The following is a 19,065-nucleotide window of genomic DNA, read 5'->3' on the forward strand; positions in this document are numbered from 1 at the left end:
GCAAGGTTTATGAAACATCGCTATTTACCCATGACTGAACAAGATAAGCAGGCAATGCTGGAGACAATTGGCGTTTCCACTGTCGATGAACTATTCAGTGATATTCCTGAAAAAGTACGATTTAAAGGTGAATACAATATTAAACCGGCAAAATCAGAAACAGCTTTGATGAAAGAACTTTTTCAGTTAGCAAGCCGGAATGCTGATTTAAAATCGAATGTGTCTTTCTTAGGTGCCGGAGTTTATGACCACTATATGCCGGTTATCGTTGACCATGTCATCTCAAGATCAGAGTTCTACACAGCCTATACACCTTACCAACCGGAGATCTCCCAAGGGGAACTGCAGGCGATTTTTGAATTCCAAACAATGATTTGTGAATTAACAGGAATGGATGTGGCTAACTCCTCGATGTATGACGGCGGTACCGCACTTGCTGAAGCAGCAATGCTAAGTGCTGGCCACACTAAACGGAAAACCATCCTGGTTTCCGGTGCTGTCCACCCTGAATCCCGTGAGGTTCTGGAAACTTACGCAAAGGGTCAATACCTTGATGTGATTGAGGTTCCTGTGAAGGATGGCATTACTGATGTTGAAGCCCTAAAAGGATTGCTAAATGCTGACGTAGCTGCGGTTGTCGTTCAATATCCAAACTTTTTAGGTCGAATTGAACCTTTAAAAGAGCTTGAAGAGATTATTCACGAAAATAAAGCAATGTTTGTTGTTTCCAGCAATCCATTATCACTTGGAATTTTGACACCCCCAGGAAAATTTGGTGCAGATATTGTTGTCGGCGATGCCCAGCCGTTCGGAATCCCGACTGCCTTTGGAGGTCCGCACTGTGGCTATTTTGCGGTTACGACCAAGCTAATGCGTAAAGTTCCCGGACGTCTTGTCGGCCAGACAACAGATGACCAAGGCCGCCGCGGTTTTGTTTTAACACTGCAGGCACGTGAGCAGCATATCCGCCGCGATAAGGCGACTTCTAATATTTGCTCCAACCAAGCCTTGAATGCCCTTGCTGCATCTGTTGCGATGACTGCCCTTGGAAAAAAAGGTGTCCGCGAAATCGCAACAGCCAATTTACAAAAGGCTCATTATGCAAAAATCGCTTTTAAAGAAGCAGGGTTTGAAGTAGTTAATGATGGTCACTCCTTTAACGAGTTTGTTGTCAATTTAAATAAACCGGTAAAAGAGGTTAATCAGCAGCTGCTCCAAAAAGGAATCATTGGCGGTTATGATTTGGGCCGTGACTATCCTGAGCTTGCAGGCCATATGCTCATCTGCGTGACAGAGCAAAGAACGAAGGAAGAGATTGATACATTAGTGAAAGAATTGGGGGATTTGCATGCATAATCAAGACCAGAAGCTGATTTTTGAAGTAAGTACACCAGGCCGGGTCGGATACAGCCTTCCGGAAATGGATGTTCCTGAAGCAGATGTTGCTGCGCTCCTTCCAGAAGGATATTTAAGGGAAGAGGAGCCTCTGCTCCCTGAAGTTTCAGAACTGGATATCATGCGCCATTATACGTCCCTCTCCAGACGGAATCACGGTGTAGACTCCGGTTTTTATCCATTAGGGTCTTGTACGATGAAATACAATCCTAAGATTAATGAGAATGTAGCCCGCTACAACGGGTTTGCGCATATTCATCCGCTCCAGGATGAAAGTTCAGTTCAAGGTGCGCTTGAGCTTTTATATGACCTTCAGCAGCATTTAAAAGAAATTACCGGTATGGATGAAGTGACCTTACAGCCGGCGGCAGGTGCCCACGGGGAATGGACCGGATTGATGATGATTCGCGCATACCATGAAGCAAATGGCGACCTAAAACGGAACAAGGTTATCATACCTGACTCCGCTCACGGTACAAACCCAGCTTCTGCAACAGTTGCAGGACTTGAGACGGTTACAGTAAAGTCGAATGAAAATGGTCTTGTAGACTTAGAAGACTTAAGAAGAGTGGTGGGAGAAGATACAGCAGCGTTAATGTTGACGAACCCGAATACACTTGGCCTTTTTGAAGAACATATTGTTGAAATTGCTGAAATCGTCCACGAAGCTGGCGGTAAGGTTTATTACGACGGGGCGAACCTAAACGCAGTTCTATCAAAAGCCCGCCCGGGTGATATGGGCTTTGACGTAGTTCACTTGAATCTTCACAAAACGTTTACTGGCCCGCACGGAGGCGGCGGTCCTGGTTCCGGTCCTGTCGGTGTGAAATCAGATTTAATTCCGTTCCTGCCAAGACCGGTTATTGCCAAACAGGGCGACGAATATGTTCTAGATTATGATCGTCCGCAATCAATTGGCCGCGTTAAGCCATACTACGGAAACTTTGGCATTAACGTCCGCGCTTATACCTATATTCGGTCTATGGGGCCAGACGGCTTAAAAGCAGTGACTGAATATGCTGTTTTAAATGCTAACTATATGATGAGAAGATTGGCGGAGTATTATGATCTGCCGTTTGACAGACATTGTAAGCATGAGTTTGTATTAAGCGGAAGACGCCAGAAGAAATTGGGCGTCCGCACATTGGATATTGCGAAGCGACTGCTTGATTTCGGCTTCCATCCACCAACCATTTACTTCCCATTAAATGTGGAAGAATGTATCATGATTGAGCCGACAGAAACAGAATCTAAGGAAACGTTAGATTCCTTTATCGACATCATGATCCAAATCGCCAAGGAAGCCGAGGAAAATCCGGAAATCGTCCAGGAGGCTCCGCACACAACCGTGGTAGGCCGCTTAGATGAAACGACAGCTGCTCGTAAGCCGGTCTTACGATATCAGAATGCATAAAAAGATTAACAGGCTCTGGATTGCTCCGGAGCCTGCTTTTTTAGCTTTTATATCAATACGCCAATAGGCTGTTGCGATTTTTCATAAAAATCAATATAAAAGGCCCCAGAAAGGTTCTGGAGCCCATTTACGATTATTTTTTGGCTTTCACTTTACCAGACCACTTTTTGAACCCGCCTTGAAGCTGAGTTAGATCCTTGTAGCCCTTTTTGTGTAAAAATTGAGCCGCACGAGCACTGCGCATGCCGCTTTGGCAATATAAATAAACAGGCATGTCCGGTCTGATTTCTTTCATGCGCATTCTAATTTGTGACATTGGAATATTACGTGCTCCTAAAATATGTCCGTCTTCAAATTCATTTGGTTCACGAACATCAATCAGCTGTGCCTTTCTGTATCCTGCACGGAATTCCTCTTCTGTTACTGTTTTTACAATTCTTTTTTGATAAAAGAAAGTAAAAACAGAGTAGATGATAACCGCTACGACAATGATTAATAAAACATAAAGTGAATTCAACTTCTATTTGCCCCCTTCAAGCTTGTTGCACTAGTATTTATTATATAAGTCATTTTCTTAAAGATAAAGAAGAATGGACAAAAATCTTCTTAAAAAATTATACCAAAAACATCTCATTTTGAAATTCCCCCTCATTTTGATAGACTAGTAAAAGGAAATTATAAATAAAAGAGGTTTTTCTATGGAAAAGGAAATATGGCGGTTTATCGATTCTGGCAATAGTTCTCCTGCTTTTAACATGGCATTGGATGAAGCCTTGTTAGATTGGCACAGTGAAGGAAAGATTCCACCGGTGATCCGATTTTACGGCTGGAACCCGCCGACGCTGTCCGTTGGTTATTTTCAAAGGGTTGAAAAAGAAATTGATATGGAAGCGGTAAAAACACACGGGCTTGGCTTTGTCAGAAGACCAACTGGAGGCAGAGGGGTTCTCCATGAGCATGAACTGACATACAGCGTCATTGTTTCAGAGGAGCATCCAGCAATGCCCAAAACAGTTACTGAAGCTTATCGTGTTATTTCTGAAGGGATACTAAAAGGATTTCATCAACTGGGACTAGAAGCATATTTTGCTGTTCCGAAAACAGCTGAGGAACGGGATGCCTTAAAAAATCCTAGGTCCGCGGTCTGCTTTGATGCCCCAAGCTGGTATGAGTTGGTGGTGGAAGGGCGCAAGGTCGCAGGAAGTGCTCAAACACGACAGAAGGGTGTCATTCTCCAGCATGGCTCGATTCTTTTGGACCTGGATGAAGACAAGCTTTTTAGCTTATTCAAATACCCGAATGACCGGGTGAAGGAGCGGATGAAAAAAGCATTCAAGGATAAGGCTGTTGCTATTAATGCGATTAGTCCGCGAAGGATTACTCTCGATGAGGCCAAGGAAGCTTTTTATAAAGGATTTGCAGAAGGTTTAAATATTGAGCTTGAATCCTATCAGTTGACAGATGAAGAGCTTGCCTATGTTAATAAGCTAGCCAAAGATCGGTATGAAAATGATGAGTGGAATTTTAAGAGATGACTTGCTAAAGCGGCTTTGCCGCTTTTTTCCTATTTCATTGGAGGCAACCGGCGAAAATTGTTAAAATTTCTCGTTTTATAGCGAAAATTGCACTATATCTTTTATTTTCTCGTGAATCTATTTATTTTAAAGTTTGACAAAATAATTGTTTTTTGTATGACATACAATATGTAGGGGTGTCGAAAATATTTTCGGTACTATATATTGATTTTTTGTTGCCATGCTATGTTCATATATGGTAACTTAAATTTATTAAATCAACTAGATAAGCAAAAGCTTACTAGATTCTTACACAAGATAGAGAATATATAGATAAAGGAGTTGTATTCATGTCTGTAGTTTTTAGACAAGAATTGAATATTGATTTTGGGAGGTTGAATGAGGATATCCGCCTATTTCCACAGGTGCACCCGGTCACCCCAGATATGAAAATAACTCACAAGGGTGTTTCGCGTTTGGTCATGTTAGACCGCTACACCTTTAAAGACACTGAAAAAATCACCCTCACAAATGGCGACTTTGTTGTTCTTACGATTAAAGAAGATACAAAATTCCCGGCACGCGGCTTAGGATACATTCAGGAAATCGATTGGGAGAAGAAGAAGGCTAAGGTTTTAGTAGAAGAGGAATTTAGAGGCGTCCTCGATGGTGAAGCAGCAGAAACTGGAGTTATTTATAGTTCGCTGGATGTCATTGAGAAGCCGTTAGAGCTTTTCTATGAGCAGATTGCTAAACGTGTTGCGACTGGCATTGCTGCTGTAGAAGAGACGGAAGAGAAGCGCATAGAATGGACAGAAAAGTTCTATCAAGAGCTAGTGAGCTTGAACTTCATTCCGGCCGGCCGTGTTCTGTATGGCGCGGGATCTGGCACTGAGGTAACTTATTTCAACTGCTATGTAATGCCGTTCGTAGCGGATTCCCGTGAAGGAATCTCTGACCACCGCAAGCAGGTTATGGAAATCATGAGCCGCGGCGGCGGTGTTGGAACCAATGGTTCGACATTACGGCCAAGAAACACCTTGGCAAGAGGCGTAAATGGTAAATCATCCGGTTCGGTATCTTGGTTGGATGATATTGCGAAGTTGACTCATTTGGTCGAACAGGGGGGCTCACGCAGGGGCGCCCAGATGATCATGCTGGCGGACTGGCATCCAGACATCATTGAATTTATTATTTCTAAGATGCAAAATCCTAGAATCCTTAGATTCTTAATTGAAAATACATCTGATGAAACAATCAAAAAGCTTGCTAAAGAAAAGCTGAAATTTAAACCATTCACCCTTCAAGAAGAAGCGATGTACCAAGGAATTGTAAATTATAAAAACATTCCTGGTTATGGTGGTTTCAGCGAATCAATTATTGCAGATGCTGAGGAAAAACTCGCAACTGGCGGTACTTATTCAGTTCATAATCCAGAGTTCCTCACTGGAGCAAACATCTCTGTTTGCTTGACGAAAGAATTTATGGAAGCTGTTGAAAATGATGGTGAATATGAACTTCGTTTCCCTTACGTAGAAAACTACGACCAAGAGGAAATGAAAATCTATAATGAAAAATGGCATGAAGTTGGGGATGTTCGCGAGTGGGAAAGACTGGGTCACAAAGTTCGTGTGTACAAAAAAATTAAGGCAAAAGAACTTTGGAACTTAGTTAATATTTGTGCGACTTACTCTGCAGAACCTGGTATCTTCTTCATTGATAATGCAAATGACATGACAAATGCGAAAGCATATGGTCAACAGGTAGTTGCTACAAATCCTTGTGGGGAGCAACCTCTCGCACCATTTTCCGTCTGTAACCTTGCTGCAGTAAACCTTGCAGAAATGGCAGATAAGGAAACTAAAACAGTAGACTTTGATAAGTTAAAAAATACAGTAGCAGTCGGCGTCCGCATGCAGGACAACGTTATCAACGCTACTCCATACTTCTTAGACGAAAACAAAAAGCAAGCACTTGGTGAACGCCGCGTTGGTCTTGGGGTAATGGGTCTGCACGACCTGCTTATCTACTGCGAAACTGAGTACGGTTCACCTGAAGGAAATAAGCTGGTCGATCAAGTTTTCGAAACAATTGCAACTACAGCTTACAAAGAATCTGTTGAATTGGCGAAAGAAAAGGGAAGCTTCCCATTCTTAACTGGTGAAACACTTGAGGAAACAAACCGCTTACGCCAAGCATTTATTAATACCGGATTTATGAAGAAAATGCCTGAAGAAATCCGTGAATCTATTGTGGAAAACGGAATAAGGAATTCACATTTGCTAACTGTTGCTCCAACGGGTAAAGTTATTGCCCCCAGTGTTCGTAAGAGCGCTGCGTAAACTTAGCTATATGCGGGAAACTCTGGCGCATCTCTTACTACCTTGTCTTGCCAACAAATAAAGGGTAAAAATGTAAGAGTGTTGGTGATTGCCTACCAGACAATCCGCAGGGAAGTCGTGGCTGACCCCTCAACGACTACATGCTGAGCAACCATTTTTGTTGAAGGAACGTACGTTCTGTTTTATAATGAAAGAAAACAGGACGGTGTTTTTCAATGATTAAAAGATGCCTCAACTGTGATAAGGAAATAAAGGTAAAACCCAGTCATTACGATAGAAAAAAGTTTTGTTCACGACAATGTCAATCTAGTTTCCACAAGACCAATCCGCCTGACTTTTGGATGGAATTGTCAAAAAAGGTAAAGGTTAATTGCAGTTTTTGTGGGAACGAATTACTTAGAAAGCCATCAGCCATATTTAATACCAACTTTTGTAACCAGAAATGTAAACAAGAATATCAAATTCAAAATGCCCAATTAATTAACCAGCATCTCAAAAATCGGGTTGAAATAGAATGTGATATTTGCGGAAAAAAATTCAGTGTGCCCAAGAATCGTGAATTAACTTCTAAATATTGTTCAAAACATTGTCTTGGTCTTGCTAATGGTAGAAGGGGAAAAATATTATACAAAAAACAATTATTAGTAAAATGTAATAATTGTGGTAAGGAATTTGAGAAGAAACCCTCTACTTGTCGGCCATTAAATTTTTGTTCAACTGATTGTATGGGCAGCTATTACAGTAAAAATAAATTATTTTCTGGTGAAAATAGTGGGACTTGGAATGGCGGAGACATAGATTACTATGGGCCTAATTGGCGATTGCAAAGAAGATTGGCAAGAAAACGTGACAACTATACTTGTCGTGACTGTGGAAAGACTGAAGAACAGTACGGACATGAACTTTCTGTTCATCATATTATACCTTTTAGAAATTTTAACGGAGATTGGGAGAAGGCTAATGAACTTTCAAACCTAGTAACTCTCTGTGAATACCCTTGTCATAGAAAAAGGCATTCAAAAATGGTTGGTGATATAGTCTGACCCATATGGCGACATATGGAGCGGGTACTAATAATCCCGCCCTCTATAAACTGATTAATTATAGAGAGTAACAAACGTGAGTACTGGAACAATGGTTGGTGTTTCAACTGGATTAGAACCTTATTTCTCATTCTCATATTTCCGTAGTGGACGCCTTGGTAAATTTATCGAAGTGAAAGCAGACATCGTACAGGAGTATTTAGACCGAAATCCAGAAGCAGATTCAAATAATCTGCCAAACTGGTTCGTCACTGCGATGAATCTTGCTCCTGAGGCACACGCAGATGTCCAATGTGTCATCCAGCGCTGGATTGACAGTTCCATCAGTAAAACAGTTAATGCACCAAAAGGATACAGCGTTGAGCAGGTTGAAAAGGTATACGAGCGTTTATACCGTGGCGGTGCAAAAGGCGGTACTGTCTATGTAGACGGTTCACGCGATTCTCAGGTTTTAACATTGAAAGCTGAAGAAAACACAAATGAACAATTATCTATCTTTGAAAAAGAAGAAAAGCAGCATGTAGTCTTAGTCGAAACCATCACTGACCTTCGTTCAACGGATGTAACGATAGGTTCTGAAGTCGGCAACACATGCCCGGTATGCCGCAAAGGAAAAGTTAAAGAAATTGGCGGCTGTAATACATGTACTAACTGTGGCGCACAATTAAAGTGTGGTCTATAAAATGCTTTTGAGAGAGGATGGAGATATACTCCATTCTCTTATTTTTTATAATTATTCACAAAAACTCAACCCACGTGGCTATGTATATTGGAGCAGGCAATATGATTATGGCATCATCTTCTAAAGGGGTTATGATCGCTTACACAAGCAATACCTATTGGAAGCCAACATACATTGGCGCCAAGCGTATATAATAAGTTCAGGGCATCGACAAAAGTCGATGTTCTTTTTTTTAAAGCTCTGTTATAACTGAATGTTGATTTTACTGAGTTTGAAAAATAAACGGAAGAATTCCGTTTATTTTGGGAAATACTCATATTCCCTTAAAAATTAAGGAAGTTTTTCCGGCTATTTCATTTAAATCTTTGGATTTTGTGTTATTTAGAGCAGTTAAACGGAATATCTCCGCTTATCTCTGCTTCTTAAGCTTCCTTTTTATACATTAGCCGGAAATTCTCCGCCTATGAATTTTCATACCTACATGAAAATCAACAATGAATAATAACAGAGCCTTTGCAAAAGCCAATTAGATATGCATAGAAAAAAGGATTCAACATGAACTGTAAATTTGACCGTTTCATGACACATAAAAAACTACATACGGTCTTTATATTGTTTTGCTAGATTAAAAACATAAATAAAGCTACAGCAGCATATGTGGAAGTTTTGTGAAACCATGACAAAACACTTTACATAGGGTAGGGGGGTATAGTAACATAAAATTAGAAATCAAAAATAACAAATACATTTTTGAAAGGATGATTAACATGGAAAAAGTAACATTAAACGTAAAAGGAATGTCTTGTGGACATTGTGTAAAGGCGGTTGAAGGAAGCGTTGCGACCCTGGATGGTGTCACTGCCGTTAAGGTGAATTTAGACGCAGCAACGGTTGATGTCGAGTTCAACCCGCAAACCGTCAGCCTCGATCAAATTAAAGAAACAATTGATGATCAAGGCTATGATGTAGTTTAAAAAGACAATTTCAACTCACTATATGAGGAGTTGACTTACTATGAGTCAAACTATAAAAGAAACAAGCCTGCAAATTTCCGGTATGACCTGTGCAGCCTGTGCGGCCAGAATTGAAAAGGGTCTGAAAAAACTAACCGGAGTAGAAACAGCAACTGTCAATCTTGCATTAGAAAAATCGGCAATTAAGTACGATCCTTCCCAGATAAAACTGGAAGAAATCGAACAGAAGATTAAAGATTTAGGCTATGATGTCGTAACCGAAAAAGTGGAATTTGATATTACAGGAATGACTTGTGCAGCCTGCTCGGCACGGATTGAAAAGGGCTTAAATAAGCTAGATGGCATCACAAAGGCAAACGTTAACTTGGCACTTGAAAAAGCAACTGTAGAATACAACGGTTCCGCCCTGACAACTGCAGACATCATAAAAAAGGTTGAAAATCTTGGCTACGGGGCAAGACTCAAAGAAGAAACAAAAGATCAAGTGGACCATCGCCAAAAGGAAATCGAAAAGCAATCGAAAAAATTTATCTTCTCGGCAATTTTGTCTTTTCCGCTTTTATGGGCAATGGCAGGGCATTTTTCGTTTACATCTTTTATTTGGGTACCGGATATGTTCATGAATCCCTGGTTTCAACTGCTCCTCGCTACACCGGTTCAATTCTTAATTGGCGGACAGTTTTACATCGGTGCCTATAAAGCCTTAAAAAATAAAAGTGCCAACATGGATGTACTTGTTGCATTGGGAACATCGGCCGCTTATTTTTACAGTTTATATTTGTCAATCACCACGATTGGCAAAGGTGTTCATATGGTAGAACTCTATTATGAAACCAGTGCCGTTTTAATCACCTTAATCATATTAGGCAAGCTTTTTGAAGCAAGAGCAAAGGGACGATCCTCAGAGGCAATCAAAAAATTGATGGGGCTCCAAGCCAAAATGGCTACTGTAAACCGAGATGGCCGCGAAATGGAAATCCCGATTGAAGAAGTTATTGTCGGGGATATTCTTTACATTAAGCCGGGTGAAAAAATTCCCGTTGACGGTAAAATCATAGAGGGCCAATCCGCTATCGATGAGTCAATGCTGACCGGTGAAAGTGTTCCGGTTGATAAAAAAATTGGCGATGAAGTCATCGGGGCTACGCTGAACAAAAATGGTTTCCTAAAAGTTGAAGCAACAAAGGTTGGCCGGGATACCGCTTTAGCACAAATTATTAAAGTGGTTGAAGAGGCGCAGGGCTCTAAAGCCCCTATCCAACGGCTTGCCGACAAAATATCCGGAGTTTTTGTTCCAGTTGTCGTGACCATTGCTGTAATCACCTTTATGATCTGGTATTTGTGGGTAGAACCCGGTAATTTCGCTGAAAGCTTAGAAAAAATGATTGCTGTATTAGTGATTGCCTGTCCGTGTGCCTTAGGATTGGCGACACCTACCTCAATCATGGCCGGTTCCGGTCGTTCCGCTGAATATGGAATCCTTTTTAAAGGCGGCGAACATTTGGAAATGACCCACCGAATCACAACGGTGGTTTTGGATAAAACGGGTACAGTAACAAATGGGACACCGGTGTTAACTGATGTCCGCCACACCAATTCAATTACTGAGGAAGAATTTTTAAGCTTGGTTGGTTCGGCTGAAAAGCAATCAGAACACCCGCTTGCCCAGGCCATTGTGCAGGGAATTAAAGACAAGGGTGTATTATTAAAGGAGCCAACCGATTTTGAAGCCATCCCCGGTTTTGGAATAAAGGCGTCACTGGAAGGAAAGCAATTAATAATTGGTACAAGAAAGCTTATGACGAAATTTAATGTGGAAATAGAAACTGTACTTCCTCAAATGGAGGAACTCGAAAGAGCCGGGAAAACTGCAATGTTAGCGGCTATCGACGGGCAATATGCAGGGATTGTGGCGGTCGCTGATACAATTAAAGCAACCTCCAAAACAGCCATCAGCCGCCTCAAAAAGATGGGTCTTGAGGTTATCATGATTACTGGTGATAATCAGCAGACAGCAAAGGCCATAGCAGGCCAAGCAGGAATTGACACCGTCATCGCGGAGGTTTTGCCTGAAGGAAAAGCAGCGGAAATTAAAAAGCTGCAAGCGGAAGGCAAGAAAGTTGCAATGGTCGGGGACGGCATTAATGATGCACCTGCTCTTGCCGTGGCAGATATTGGAATGGCCATTGGGACAGGCACCGATGTCGCCATGGAAGCGGCTGATATCACGCTCATTCGCGGTGACTTAAACAGCATTGCAGATGCAATCTTCATGAGCAAAAAAACAATCACAAACATAAAGCAGAACTTATTCTGGGCGATGGCCTACAATTCCTTGGGCATTCCGATTGCAGCTCTTGGGTTCCTAGCTCCTTGGCTAGCTGGGGCAGCAATGGCGTTCAGTTCGGTGTCTGTTGTCCTGAACGCACTTAGATTACAAAAGGTTAAACTATAAATTTTTAAAAGGCTGACACACAATTGTCAGCCTTTTCCTGCGTTTTCACCATTGTCAGCAAGTATACTTTACTTATCAAAAAAGCAATCAGGTGATTTCAAATGAACCAAATTTTATTGATTGAGGATGAACGAAGCGTATCAGATGTAATCAAAGCTTATTTAGAGAAGAACGGCTACAAAGTCTACTGGGCTGGCAATGGATCAAAAGGATTGGAAATCTTTAAAACAGCGAATATAGACCTTGTTATTCTCGATCTGATGCTCCCCGATATGGCTGGAGAGGATGTTTGCAAAATGATGCGGGAAACATCAGATGTCCATATTTTTATGCTGACAGCAAAAGGCTCTTTAAATGACCGTGTTGTAGGATTAAATAATGGCGCCGATGAATATCTAGTTAAACCCTTCAGTCCAAGGGAATTGACAGCAAGGGTCAATGCTCTTTTCCGCAGATTAAACGGCACAAACTCATCAGTCTGGATGATTTTTGATGATGGGAACTTATCCATTCATTTTGAAAAAAGGCTGGTTATCTTGAGGGGAGAAGAAATCCCGTTTACACCGAATGAATTTGATATTCTCTGGGCATTAGCGGCTAGTAAGGGCAAGGTATTATCGAGAGAGCAGCTAATTGGGAAGGTATATGGTGAAAATTTTGATGGCTTTGATCGGACTATTGATGTCCATATCAAAAATATTCGCAAGAAAATTGAAATAGATACGAGAAACCCAAAATATATTATCACGGTCCTGAAAGCAGGCTATAAATTTGGCGGTGAGCTAAAATGCATTCCATTAGCCGCAGATTAAGTTTATTTTTTATTGCTTGCACCATTGCCTCTATCCTGCTTGTAACATTGACTGTAAATCTTACAGTTACCAATAAATTTAATCAATACATGATGGACATTCAAAACAAGAGGTACGAAAGAATTATTGCCTATTTTGAAGATGCCTATAAAAAAGATGGCAGATTAACAGCAAACACCGGAATTGAACTCATGCATGAGGCCTATATGGGCAATTATTGCATTACGTTAAGGGACCAGCATGAGCAAACGATTTGGGGAATGGACCCGAAGGAAATCAAAAACCAATTAAACATGGGGACAATGCCAGTCCAGCAAAAAGGAGTTTATACCACAAAGACATTTCAGCTTAATGAGGAAGATAAAGTAGTTGGCTATGTGGATATCGGCCAGTATTCTTCTGTCCTCTTAACGGAGGAAGATCAAAACTTTAAATCGTCCATAAATAAAAGCATAATTGCCAGCGGACTGTTGACCCTCCTCATCATAACTGGTTTAAGTCTCTATTTTTCGAAGCAATTTTCGAGTCCTATTAAGGAAGTGGCCAAGCTTTCTGTTGACTTGTCCAAGGGGGATTTTAACAGTAAATCCGTTATGAAAAGCAACATTTACGAGCTAGAGGACTTGCGAAAAAGTGTAAACATATTGGCTGGTAAATTACAGTTTCAGGATATGCTGAGACAGAGATTAATCTCAGATATTTCACATGAAATAAGGACACCGTTAAATGTCCTGCAAAACAATCTAGAAGCCATGATTGACGGGGTATATCCAGTTACGCAAGAAAAGCTCCATTATCTAAATGAGGAGGTAATCAGGTTTGGCAGGCTGATTAACAACTTAAATGTCTTAAAGGAATTTGAGTCTGAAAGCACCAAGTTGAGTTATGAAATCATCAAACTAGATCAATTACTTCTGGAGCTTTGTCATGATTTTCATGCACCTTCTGAAAAGAAAAAACTTAAAATCGATTTCGCCATTCAACCGGATAAAATGTATTCAATTACCGGAGACAAAGATAAAATTAAGCAGGTATTTGTTAACATGCTGGCAAATGCCATTAAATTCACTACTCCAGGCGGGAGGATTCTTGTCCAATTATATGAAAAGAATGATGATATTATTGTGGAAGTAGTTGATACTGGCATTGGTATTAACAAAGAGGACCTCCCTTTTATTTTCGAAAGATTGTACAGGGGAGATAAAAGCAGGCAGGAAATTGAGGGAAATGGAATTGGCCTGACCATTGTTAAAAACATCTTACAACTGCACGATGCCTCCATCGAAGCAGAGAGTGAAGAAGGAATAGGTAGTAAATTTACCGTCTGTTTTCCGAAAATAAAAAAGCCTTAAGCGCCCAAATAGGGTCTTAAGGCTCTTTTAGCTAATAAGAAAGTATAAAATTTTCCCAAATTTTATACTTTCTTAACGCATAAATTCAACTACGCCTCTGTCATCGTCCTTACGGACTCGCCAATCGGCGAGTTTTCATTTAACAATTAAGCTCTTGATACGTAAGTACCTTCAGCTGTGTTGATGATCAAGCGGTCACCTTGGTTAATGAAGAAAGGAACCTGAACAACAAGACCGGTTTCCATCGTAGCCGGCTTGGAGCCGCCTGATGCAGTGTCACCTTTAATGCCAGGCTCAGTTTCAGTTACTTCAAGTTCAACCGTGTTTGGCAGTTCAACTCCAAGTGTTTCAGTTTGGAACATCATGATATGAACTTCCATGTTTTCCTTTAAAAACTTTAATTCATATTCAATGCTTGCAGCAGGCAGTTCAACCTGCTCGTAGGAATCCATGTCCATAAACACGTGTTGGTCGCCGCTTGCATACAGATACTGCATTTTACGGTTATCAATTTGTGCTTTTTCTACTTTTTCGCCAGCACGGAATGTTTTTTCCTGCATGGCTCCGGTACGCAGGTTACGTAATTTGGAGCGGACAAACGCTGCTCCTTTACCAGGCTTTACGTGCTGGAAGTCCATGACGCGCCATAAGCCGCCATCCACTTCAATGGTTAATCCAGTACGGAAGTCGTTAACAGAAATCATTGGCAAATCCTCCTAAAATAGTTACAAAATAATTAAGTCTTTTGTAGAATGTGTGAGCCTTTCGTTATGATCCTTCGTAATAAGCGTATCGTCTTCAATTCTAACGCCGCCAAGTCCAGGAATATAAATGCCCGGTTCACAAGTTACAACCATACCTGGTTCTAAGATAATGTCAGATTTTAATGAAAGAGCCGGTCCCTCGTGAACCTCAAGCCCAATCCCATGTCCGGTGGAATGTCCAAAGTACTCTCCGTACCCTTGCTCTGTTATGTAGTCCCGAGTTAAAGCATCCGCTTCTTTTCCTGTCATTCCTGGTCTAAAACCATCGATGCCGCGTAATTGAGCGTCGAGGACAATCTGATAAATTTCCTTCAGCTTGGCGTCAGGCTCGCCGACAGCAACAGTCCTTGTAATGTCGGAAACATACCCTTTATAATAGGCACCAAAATCAAGGGTGACCATATCCCCTTTTTCAATGACCTTATCAGAGGCAACACCATGCGGAAGGGCCGAGCGATACCCTGAAGCGACGATGGTATCAAAGGAAGAAGATATTGCTCCGGCTTTTCTCATAAAGAATTCCAGCTCATTCGATACTTCCAGCTCCGTTTTTCCCGGCCGAAGGAAGTCTAAAATATGTTTAAATGCGGCATCAGCTATATCCGCTGCTTCCTTTAATATCTTAATCTCTGAATCGGTCTTTATCAAGCGTAACTTTTCGATTAATCCCGAAACAGGGACAAGTTCAGCTTCTACCTCTTTTTCATATACTTTAAAGGAGGAGTATGTTAAATAGTCCTCTTCAAAACCTAATTTTTGAATCCCTATTTTTTTCGCCTGTTCAGCGACTTCTTTAGGAAGCGTATCTGAAAATTTAATGATTTCAAACCCTTCACATTGCTTTTGGGCTTGTTCAACATAACGAAAATCTGTAATAAATAGAGCTTTATCAGCACTGATTAAAACAATGCCAGCTGTACCTGTGAAATTTGATATGTAACGGCGGTTATAGGGGCTTGTAATAAGTATGCCATCGATTCCTTCTGCTGAAAAACTTGACCTTAATTTTTCTAATTTCTCCATCGTGTCCACTCTCCTTTTCCAATCCGTTATCGGACACAATTATTTTATCATAACCACACAAATACGACTAATAACAGTTTAAGTGGCTGGTTCGTTTTTTTGTACTTCTTGATTTTGATATTCATAGCTGATCGAGTAGCCAACAAAAATCCCATACAGAATATAGAGACAAAGGGAAGATAGGATGGTATCTCTGCTTAAATCGAATAATGGTTTCATCCCAGGAAAAAGAGGATTCAGAATAACAAAAACAATTAAAAATAAAATGATTCCATACCCTAAGCCAATCCACATACCTTTCAGCTTTTTTAATAAAGCATAATATAGGTAGGCTGCACCGACTGAAAGCACGCCCATGATGAGAATGGACAAAATCGTTCCTTTCCAGCCATATTTCCAGTTCCCCAGCATCCATGGTTCAAGGATTATATTGGGACGGATTTCCGTTAAACTAAAGTAGCTTGCAAAAAAACCAATCGTTCCCCAAAAAACACCTCCAAATAAACCAGTCCAAAAGACCATTACCGGCAAGGACATCGGCTTAGGATATTTTCCTGCTTTTTTTTCAGAAGCCATTACAACAACCTCCATAACTTTTTGATACAAATTATTGATTCGTACCTTAATAAATACCAATTTTATTATGCCCCTGTAACAACAATCCTTGCATAAAAAAATTATTTTATAATTTAAATGGAAAACTTATGTCATATCCTAGAGGTTTTTTCGGTTTTCTAGTAGAATACATTTAAGTACATACAGATTTATCATTTCTGCTATCGTGCTACTTTTGCATAGGTTGGTGTTCTAGCTAATGTCTAATACACAAAATAATGTTTATGGCGGTCAAGCCGTGGTTGAAGGAGTTATGTTCGGAGGTAAACATCATTATGTTACCGCAATAAGGAGAAAGGACCATTCAGTCGAATACTTCCATCTACCGCGTAAAACAAATCCTTATTTAACAAAAATTAAAAAAATTCCGTTTATTCGTGGAATCGTTGCTATAATAGAAGCAAGTGCCAATGGTTCTAAACATTTAAATTTTTCAACTGAAAGATTTGATTTAGACCCAAAGGAGGATGACACCTTAAAGGAAAAAGAAGTTTCAAAAATGACGATGTACCTGGGTGTGGCGGTAATCGGGGTTATTTCATTTTTATTTGGTAAATTTGCATTCACGCTTATTCCTGTTTTCTTAGCGGAATTGACAAAGCCCATTTTTTCATCGGATTTTTCCCAGGTCCTGATTGAAGGTTTCTTCAAGCTTATCCTTCTCCTTTCCTATATTTATTTTGTTTCCTTAACACCGTTGATTAAAAGGGTGTTTCAATATCATGGTGCTGAGCATAAAGTAATAAATACCTACGAGTCCGGAGCAGATTTGACTGTAGCTAACGTTCAGGCCCACTCAAGGCTTCATTACCGCTGTGGCAGCAGTTTTATCCTATTTACTGTCTTTGTCGGTGTTTTTGTGTATATGATGGTACCGACCTCGCCGCTGTGGCTGAGGATTGTTGACCGTCTTTTATTAATACCGGTTGTGTTGGGGATTTCCTTTGAAGTTCTCCAATTTACAAATAAACTAAGAGACGTTCCTGTCCTAAAATATCTAGGTCTGCCAGGTCTTTGGCTACAGCTTCTTACAACCAAGGAGCCAAACGATGAGCAGGTGGAAGTAGCCATTCTCTCTTTTAAAGAATTGTTAAGAAGAGAAGAGGAAACAGACAGATTCGTCAAACAAGAAGAAATTGTCTAAATCGTTGTTAGGAAGTGTTTAAAAGGATAAAAAAATGCTTATGATGCTCATAGGGAGGTGGCGTTCTTGAAAAATCGGACATCCGCAATTATTGTGGGGGTACTTATTATCCTTGCTTTACTTGGGCTTTATGGTTCTTTTACGGCTGACCCGGCTGCATTTCTACAAAAAATAGCTGTCTTCGTTTTAATTGGTTTGGTCATATATTTTGTTGTTCGCAAGTTTTCAAATTCGAGCCCTCAGAAAAAAGAGCAGCGGGCATTTCTTAAAGCAGCAAGAAGGTCTAAAAAACGCTTGCAGCATCGAAGTGGAGAGCCAAATGTAAAAGGTTCCACTTTAGGTACATTGACGACATTAAAGAAAGGCAAGGGCAAAAAGAAACCTCCTGCCCATCTTACCGTCATTGATGGAAAAAAAGGAAAAAAGAAAAATCGGGCGTCCTTCTAAACGCTCGATTTTTCTTTTTTCTACCTCCTTATTAATAACCCCATTTATTCAAAAAGCTCTTTGCCCGTTCCCTGCCTAAGTTTACAAGCTCCTGTTTCTTTTCCTCGGTTAAGTGCAATTCAATGGTCATTACCCCTTCTGTAGGGATAAATATAATATTTTCGGCATGTTTTTTGGAAATATATCTGGAATCGTGGGCATCCTTCATCGTTTCAAACAACGCCCCGAAAAGTTCAATCGCGTTGTTTATTTTATGCTTTTCATGTTCGTATTCACTTGGACTTAATTTGATGCCGAGGACAGGTCTTGTTTTTTTTATATTCTCCTGGTCAAAAAGCCACATTGGAAAATTACTTAATACCCCTCCGTCCACTAGAACATTAGTCCCGTCATTTGTCCGTAATCTTACAGGTTCAAAGAAATATGGGATGCTGCAGCTCATGCGGATGGCCTTGGCAATTGGAAAAGAGCCCGGTGAAATTCCGTATTTCGGTAAATCATCAGGAAGAACAACCATTTGTCCGTTAGAAAGGTCTGAAGCGATAATCCTTAACGTTTGAGGCGGTAAATCGGAAAATGTTCTCAGTCCTTTGGCCTCTAATTTTATCCTAAGCCACTTTTCCAATTCGTTCCCTTTGTAGAGCCCTAATCTCCAATAAAGTAACAGCCATTTGGCGAGTTTAAAAGGTATGATGGTTTTGCGGGTATCAAGCAGATTAGTTAGATCCACTTCGTCAATGAGCTGATAGATTTCTTTGCTTGTATAACCAGCGGCAATTAAAGCGGCTATTATGGAGCCAGCGCTGGTTCCGGCGACCCTGACAAATTTAAAGCCTCGTTCTTCAATTTCTTCACACGCCCCGATAAGCGCAAATCCCTTTATTCCTCCTCCGGAAAAAACTCCATCAATATTCATGGCAGCCACTCCCAATGATGTACTCATTGTTACATCTTTAAGCGGCTGTTTTACAAAATAGTACGGGAGACAAGATAAATATTTTAGTGGATAACCCCCTATGGGCAGCTTGAAGGTTGTTCAAGAATTAGAAAAATTATGTCCACAAATTGGTCACCAGGCCCTTATTTTTC

General features: G+C 40.6%; 16 protein-coding genes and 2 pseudogenes. 13 read left to right on the forward strand and 5 right to left on the reverse strand.

Annotation, left to right across the window (positions count from 1 at the left end; translation table 11 throughout):
• The first annotated feature begins 9 nt into the window (after positions 1 to 9).
• Both gcvPA and gcvPB read left to right on the forward strand, forming a co-directional pair.
• The gene (gene gcvPA, locus ACNQGS_RS01265) at positions 10 to 1,356 is read left to right on the forward strand and encodes an aminomethyl-transferring glycine dehydrogenase subunit GcvPA (protein ID WP_491485747.1); all 1,347 of its coding nucleotides are present in this window, start codon (positions 10 to 12) and stop codon (positions 1,354 to 1,356) included.
• Complete coding sequence (gene gcvPB / locus ACNQGS_RS01270; protein ID WP_491485748.1) at positions 1,349 to 2,809, forward strand: aminomethyl-transferring glycine dehydrogenase subunit GcvPB; 1,461 nt, start codon at positions 1,349 to 1,351, stop codon at positions 2,807 to 2,809. Before gcvPA ends, gcvPB begins: the two co-directional genes overlap by 8 nt.
• A 133-nt stretch (positions 2,810 to 2,942) precedes the next feature.
• Here the strand turns inward: gcvPB and ACNQGS_RS01275 are convergent, their stop codons facing one another.
• Positions 2,943 to 3,326, reverse strand: a complete 384-nt coding sequence (locus tag ACNQGS_RS01275; RefSeq protein ID WP_491485749.1) for a rhodanese-like domain-containing protein — start codon at positions 3,324 to 3,326, stop codon at positions 2,943 to 2,945.
• A gap of 181 nt (positions 3,327 to 3,507) precedes the next feature.
• Here ACNQGS_RS01275 and ACNQGS_RS01280 point away from each other — a divergent pair, with 181 nt between their 5' ends.
• The 9 genes and pseudogenes from ACNQGS_RS01280 (at position 3,508) to ACNQGS_RS01320 (ending at position 13,983) form a co-directional block, all read left to right on the forward strand.
• A complete protein-coding gene (locus ACNQGS_RS01280) occupies positions 3,508 to 4,344 on the forward strand; it encodes a lipoate--protein ligase family protein (protein WP_491485750.1) in 837 nt (278 codons plus the stop codon).
• A 329-nt stretch (positions 4,345 to 4,673) separates the two neighbouring features.
• Positions 4,674 to 6,626, forward strand: a pseudogene (locus tag ACNQGS_RS01285) (vitamin B12-dependent ribonucleotide reductase); the annotation flags it as partial.
• A 380-nt stretch (positions 6,627 to 7,006) separates the two neighbouring features.
• On the forward strand, positions 7,007 to 7,708 hold the full coding sequence (locus ACNQGS_RS01290) for an HNH endonuclease (protein WP_491485751.1): 702 nt from the start codon (positions 7,007 to 7,009) through the stop codon (positions 7,706 to 7,708).
• 79 nt (positions 7,709 to 7,787) lie between these two features.
• Positions 7,788 to 8,390, forward strand: a pseudogene (locus ACNQGS_RS01295) (ribonucleotide reductase barrel domain-containing protein); the annotation flags it as partial.
• Between the two features lie 17 nt (positions 8,391 to 8,407).
• On the forward strand, positions 8,408 to 8,584 hold the full coding sequence (locus ACNQGS_RS01300) for an NlpC/P60 family protein (protein ID WP_491485752.1): 177 nt from the start codon (positions 8,408 to 8,410) through the stop codon (positions 8,582 to 8,584).
• A 573-nt stretch (positions 8,585 to 9,157) separates the two neighbouring features.
• Complete coding sequence (copZ, locus tag ACNQGS_RS01305; RefSeq protein WP_491485815.1) at positions 9,158 to 9,364, forward strand: copper chaperone CopZ; 207 nt, start codon at positions 9,158 to 9,160, stop codon at positions 9,362 to 9,364.
• 40 nt (positions 9,365 to 9,404) lie between these two features.
• Positions 9,405 to 11,819 (forward strand): heavy metal translocating P-type ATPase, encoded by a 2,415-nt coding sequence (locus ACNQGS_RS01310; protein ID WP_491485753.1) that lies wholly within the window; start codon positions 9,405 to 9,407, stop codon positions 11,817 to 11,819.
• Between the two features lie 101 nt (positions 11,820 to 11,920).
• The gene (locus tag ACNQGS_RS01315; RefSeq protein WP_491485754.1) at positions 11,921 to 12,631 is read left to right on the forward strand and encodes a response regulator transcription factor; all 711 of its coding nucleotides are present in this window, start codon (positions 11,921 to 11,923) and stop codon (positions 12,629 to 12,631) included.
• Entirely contained in the window at positions 12,607 to 13,983 is a 1,377-nt protein-coding gene (locus tag ACNQGS_RS01320) for a sensor histidine kinase (RefSeq protein ID WP_491485755.1), read from the forward strand. Before ACNQGS_RS01315 ends, ACNQGS_RS01320 begins: the two co-directional genes overlap by 25 nt.
• A gap of 146 nt (positions 13,984 to 14,129) precedes the next feature.
• On the opposite strand, the gene efp is transcribed toward ACNQGS_RS01320, so the two are convergent.
• From efp to ACNQGS_RS01335, 3 genes are all read right to left on the reverse strand, one after another.
• Entirely contained in the window at positions 14,130 to 14,687 is a 558-nt protein-coding gene (gene efp / locus ACNQGS_RS01325) for an elongation factor P (protein ID WP_213144875.1), read from the reverse strand.
• A gap of 21 nt (positions 14,688 to 14,708) precedes the next feature.
• Entirely contained in the window at positions 14,709 to 15,770 is a 1,062-nt protein-coding gene (locus ACNQGS_RS01330) for a M24 family metallopeptidase (protein WP_491485756.1), read from the reverse strand.
• A gap of 78 nt (positions 15,771 to 15,848) precedes the next feature.
• The gene (locus tag ACNQGS_RS01335; protein WP_491485757.1) at positions 15,849 to 16,346 is read right to left on the reverse strand and encodes a YqhR family membrane protein; all 498 of its coding nucleotides are present in this window, start codon (positions 16,344 to 16,346) and stop codon (positions 15,849 to 15,851) included.
• A gap of 238 nt (positions 16,347 to 16,584) precedes the next feature.
• On the opposite strand from ACNQGS_RS01335, the gene ACNQGS_RS01340 reads away from it, so the two are divergent.
• Both ACNQGS_RS01340 and ACNQGS_RS01345 read left to right on the forward strand, forming a co-directional pair.
• A complete protein-coding gene (locus tag ACNQGS_RS01340; RefSeq protein WP_491485758.1) occupies positions 16,585 to 17,529 on the forward strand; it encodes a DUF1385 domain-containing protein in 945 nt (314 codons plus the stop codon).
• Positions 17,530 to 17,586: 57 nt separating this feature from the next.
• Entirely contained in the window at positions 17,587 to 17,976 is a 390-nt protein-coding gene (locus ACNQGS_RS01345) for an SA1362 family protein (protein WP_491485759.1), read from the forward strand.
• Positions 17,977 to 18,007: 31 nt separating this feature from the next.
• On the opposite strand, the gene ACNQGS_RS01350 is transcribed toward ACNQGS_RS01345, so the two are convergent.
• Entirely contained in the window at positions 18,008 to 18,892 is an 885-nt protein-coding gene (locus ACNQGS_RS01350) for a patatin-like phospholipase family protein (protein WP_491485816.1), read from the reverse strand.
• Between the last annotated feature and the right edge of the window lie 173 nt (positions 18,893 to 19,065).

The organism is Neobacillus sp. PVCKKU3, from assembly GCF_058323225.1.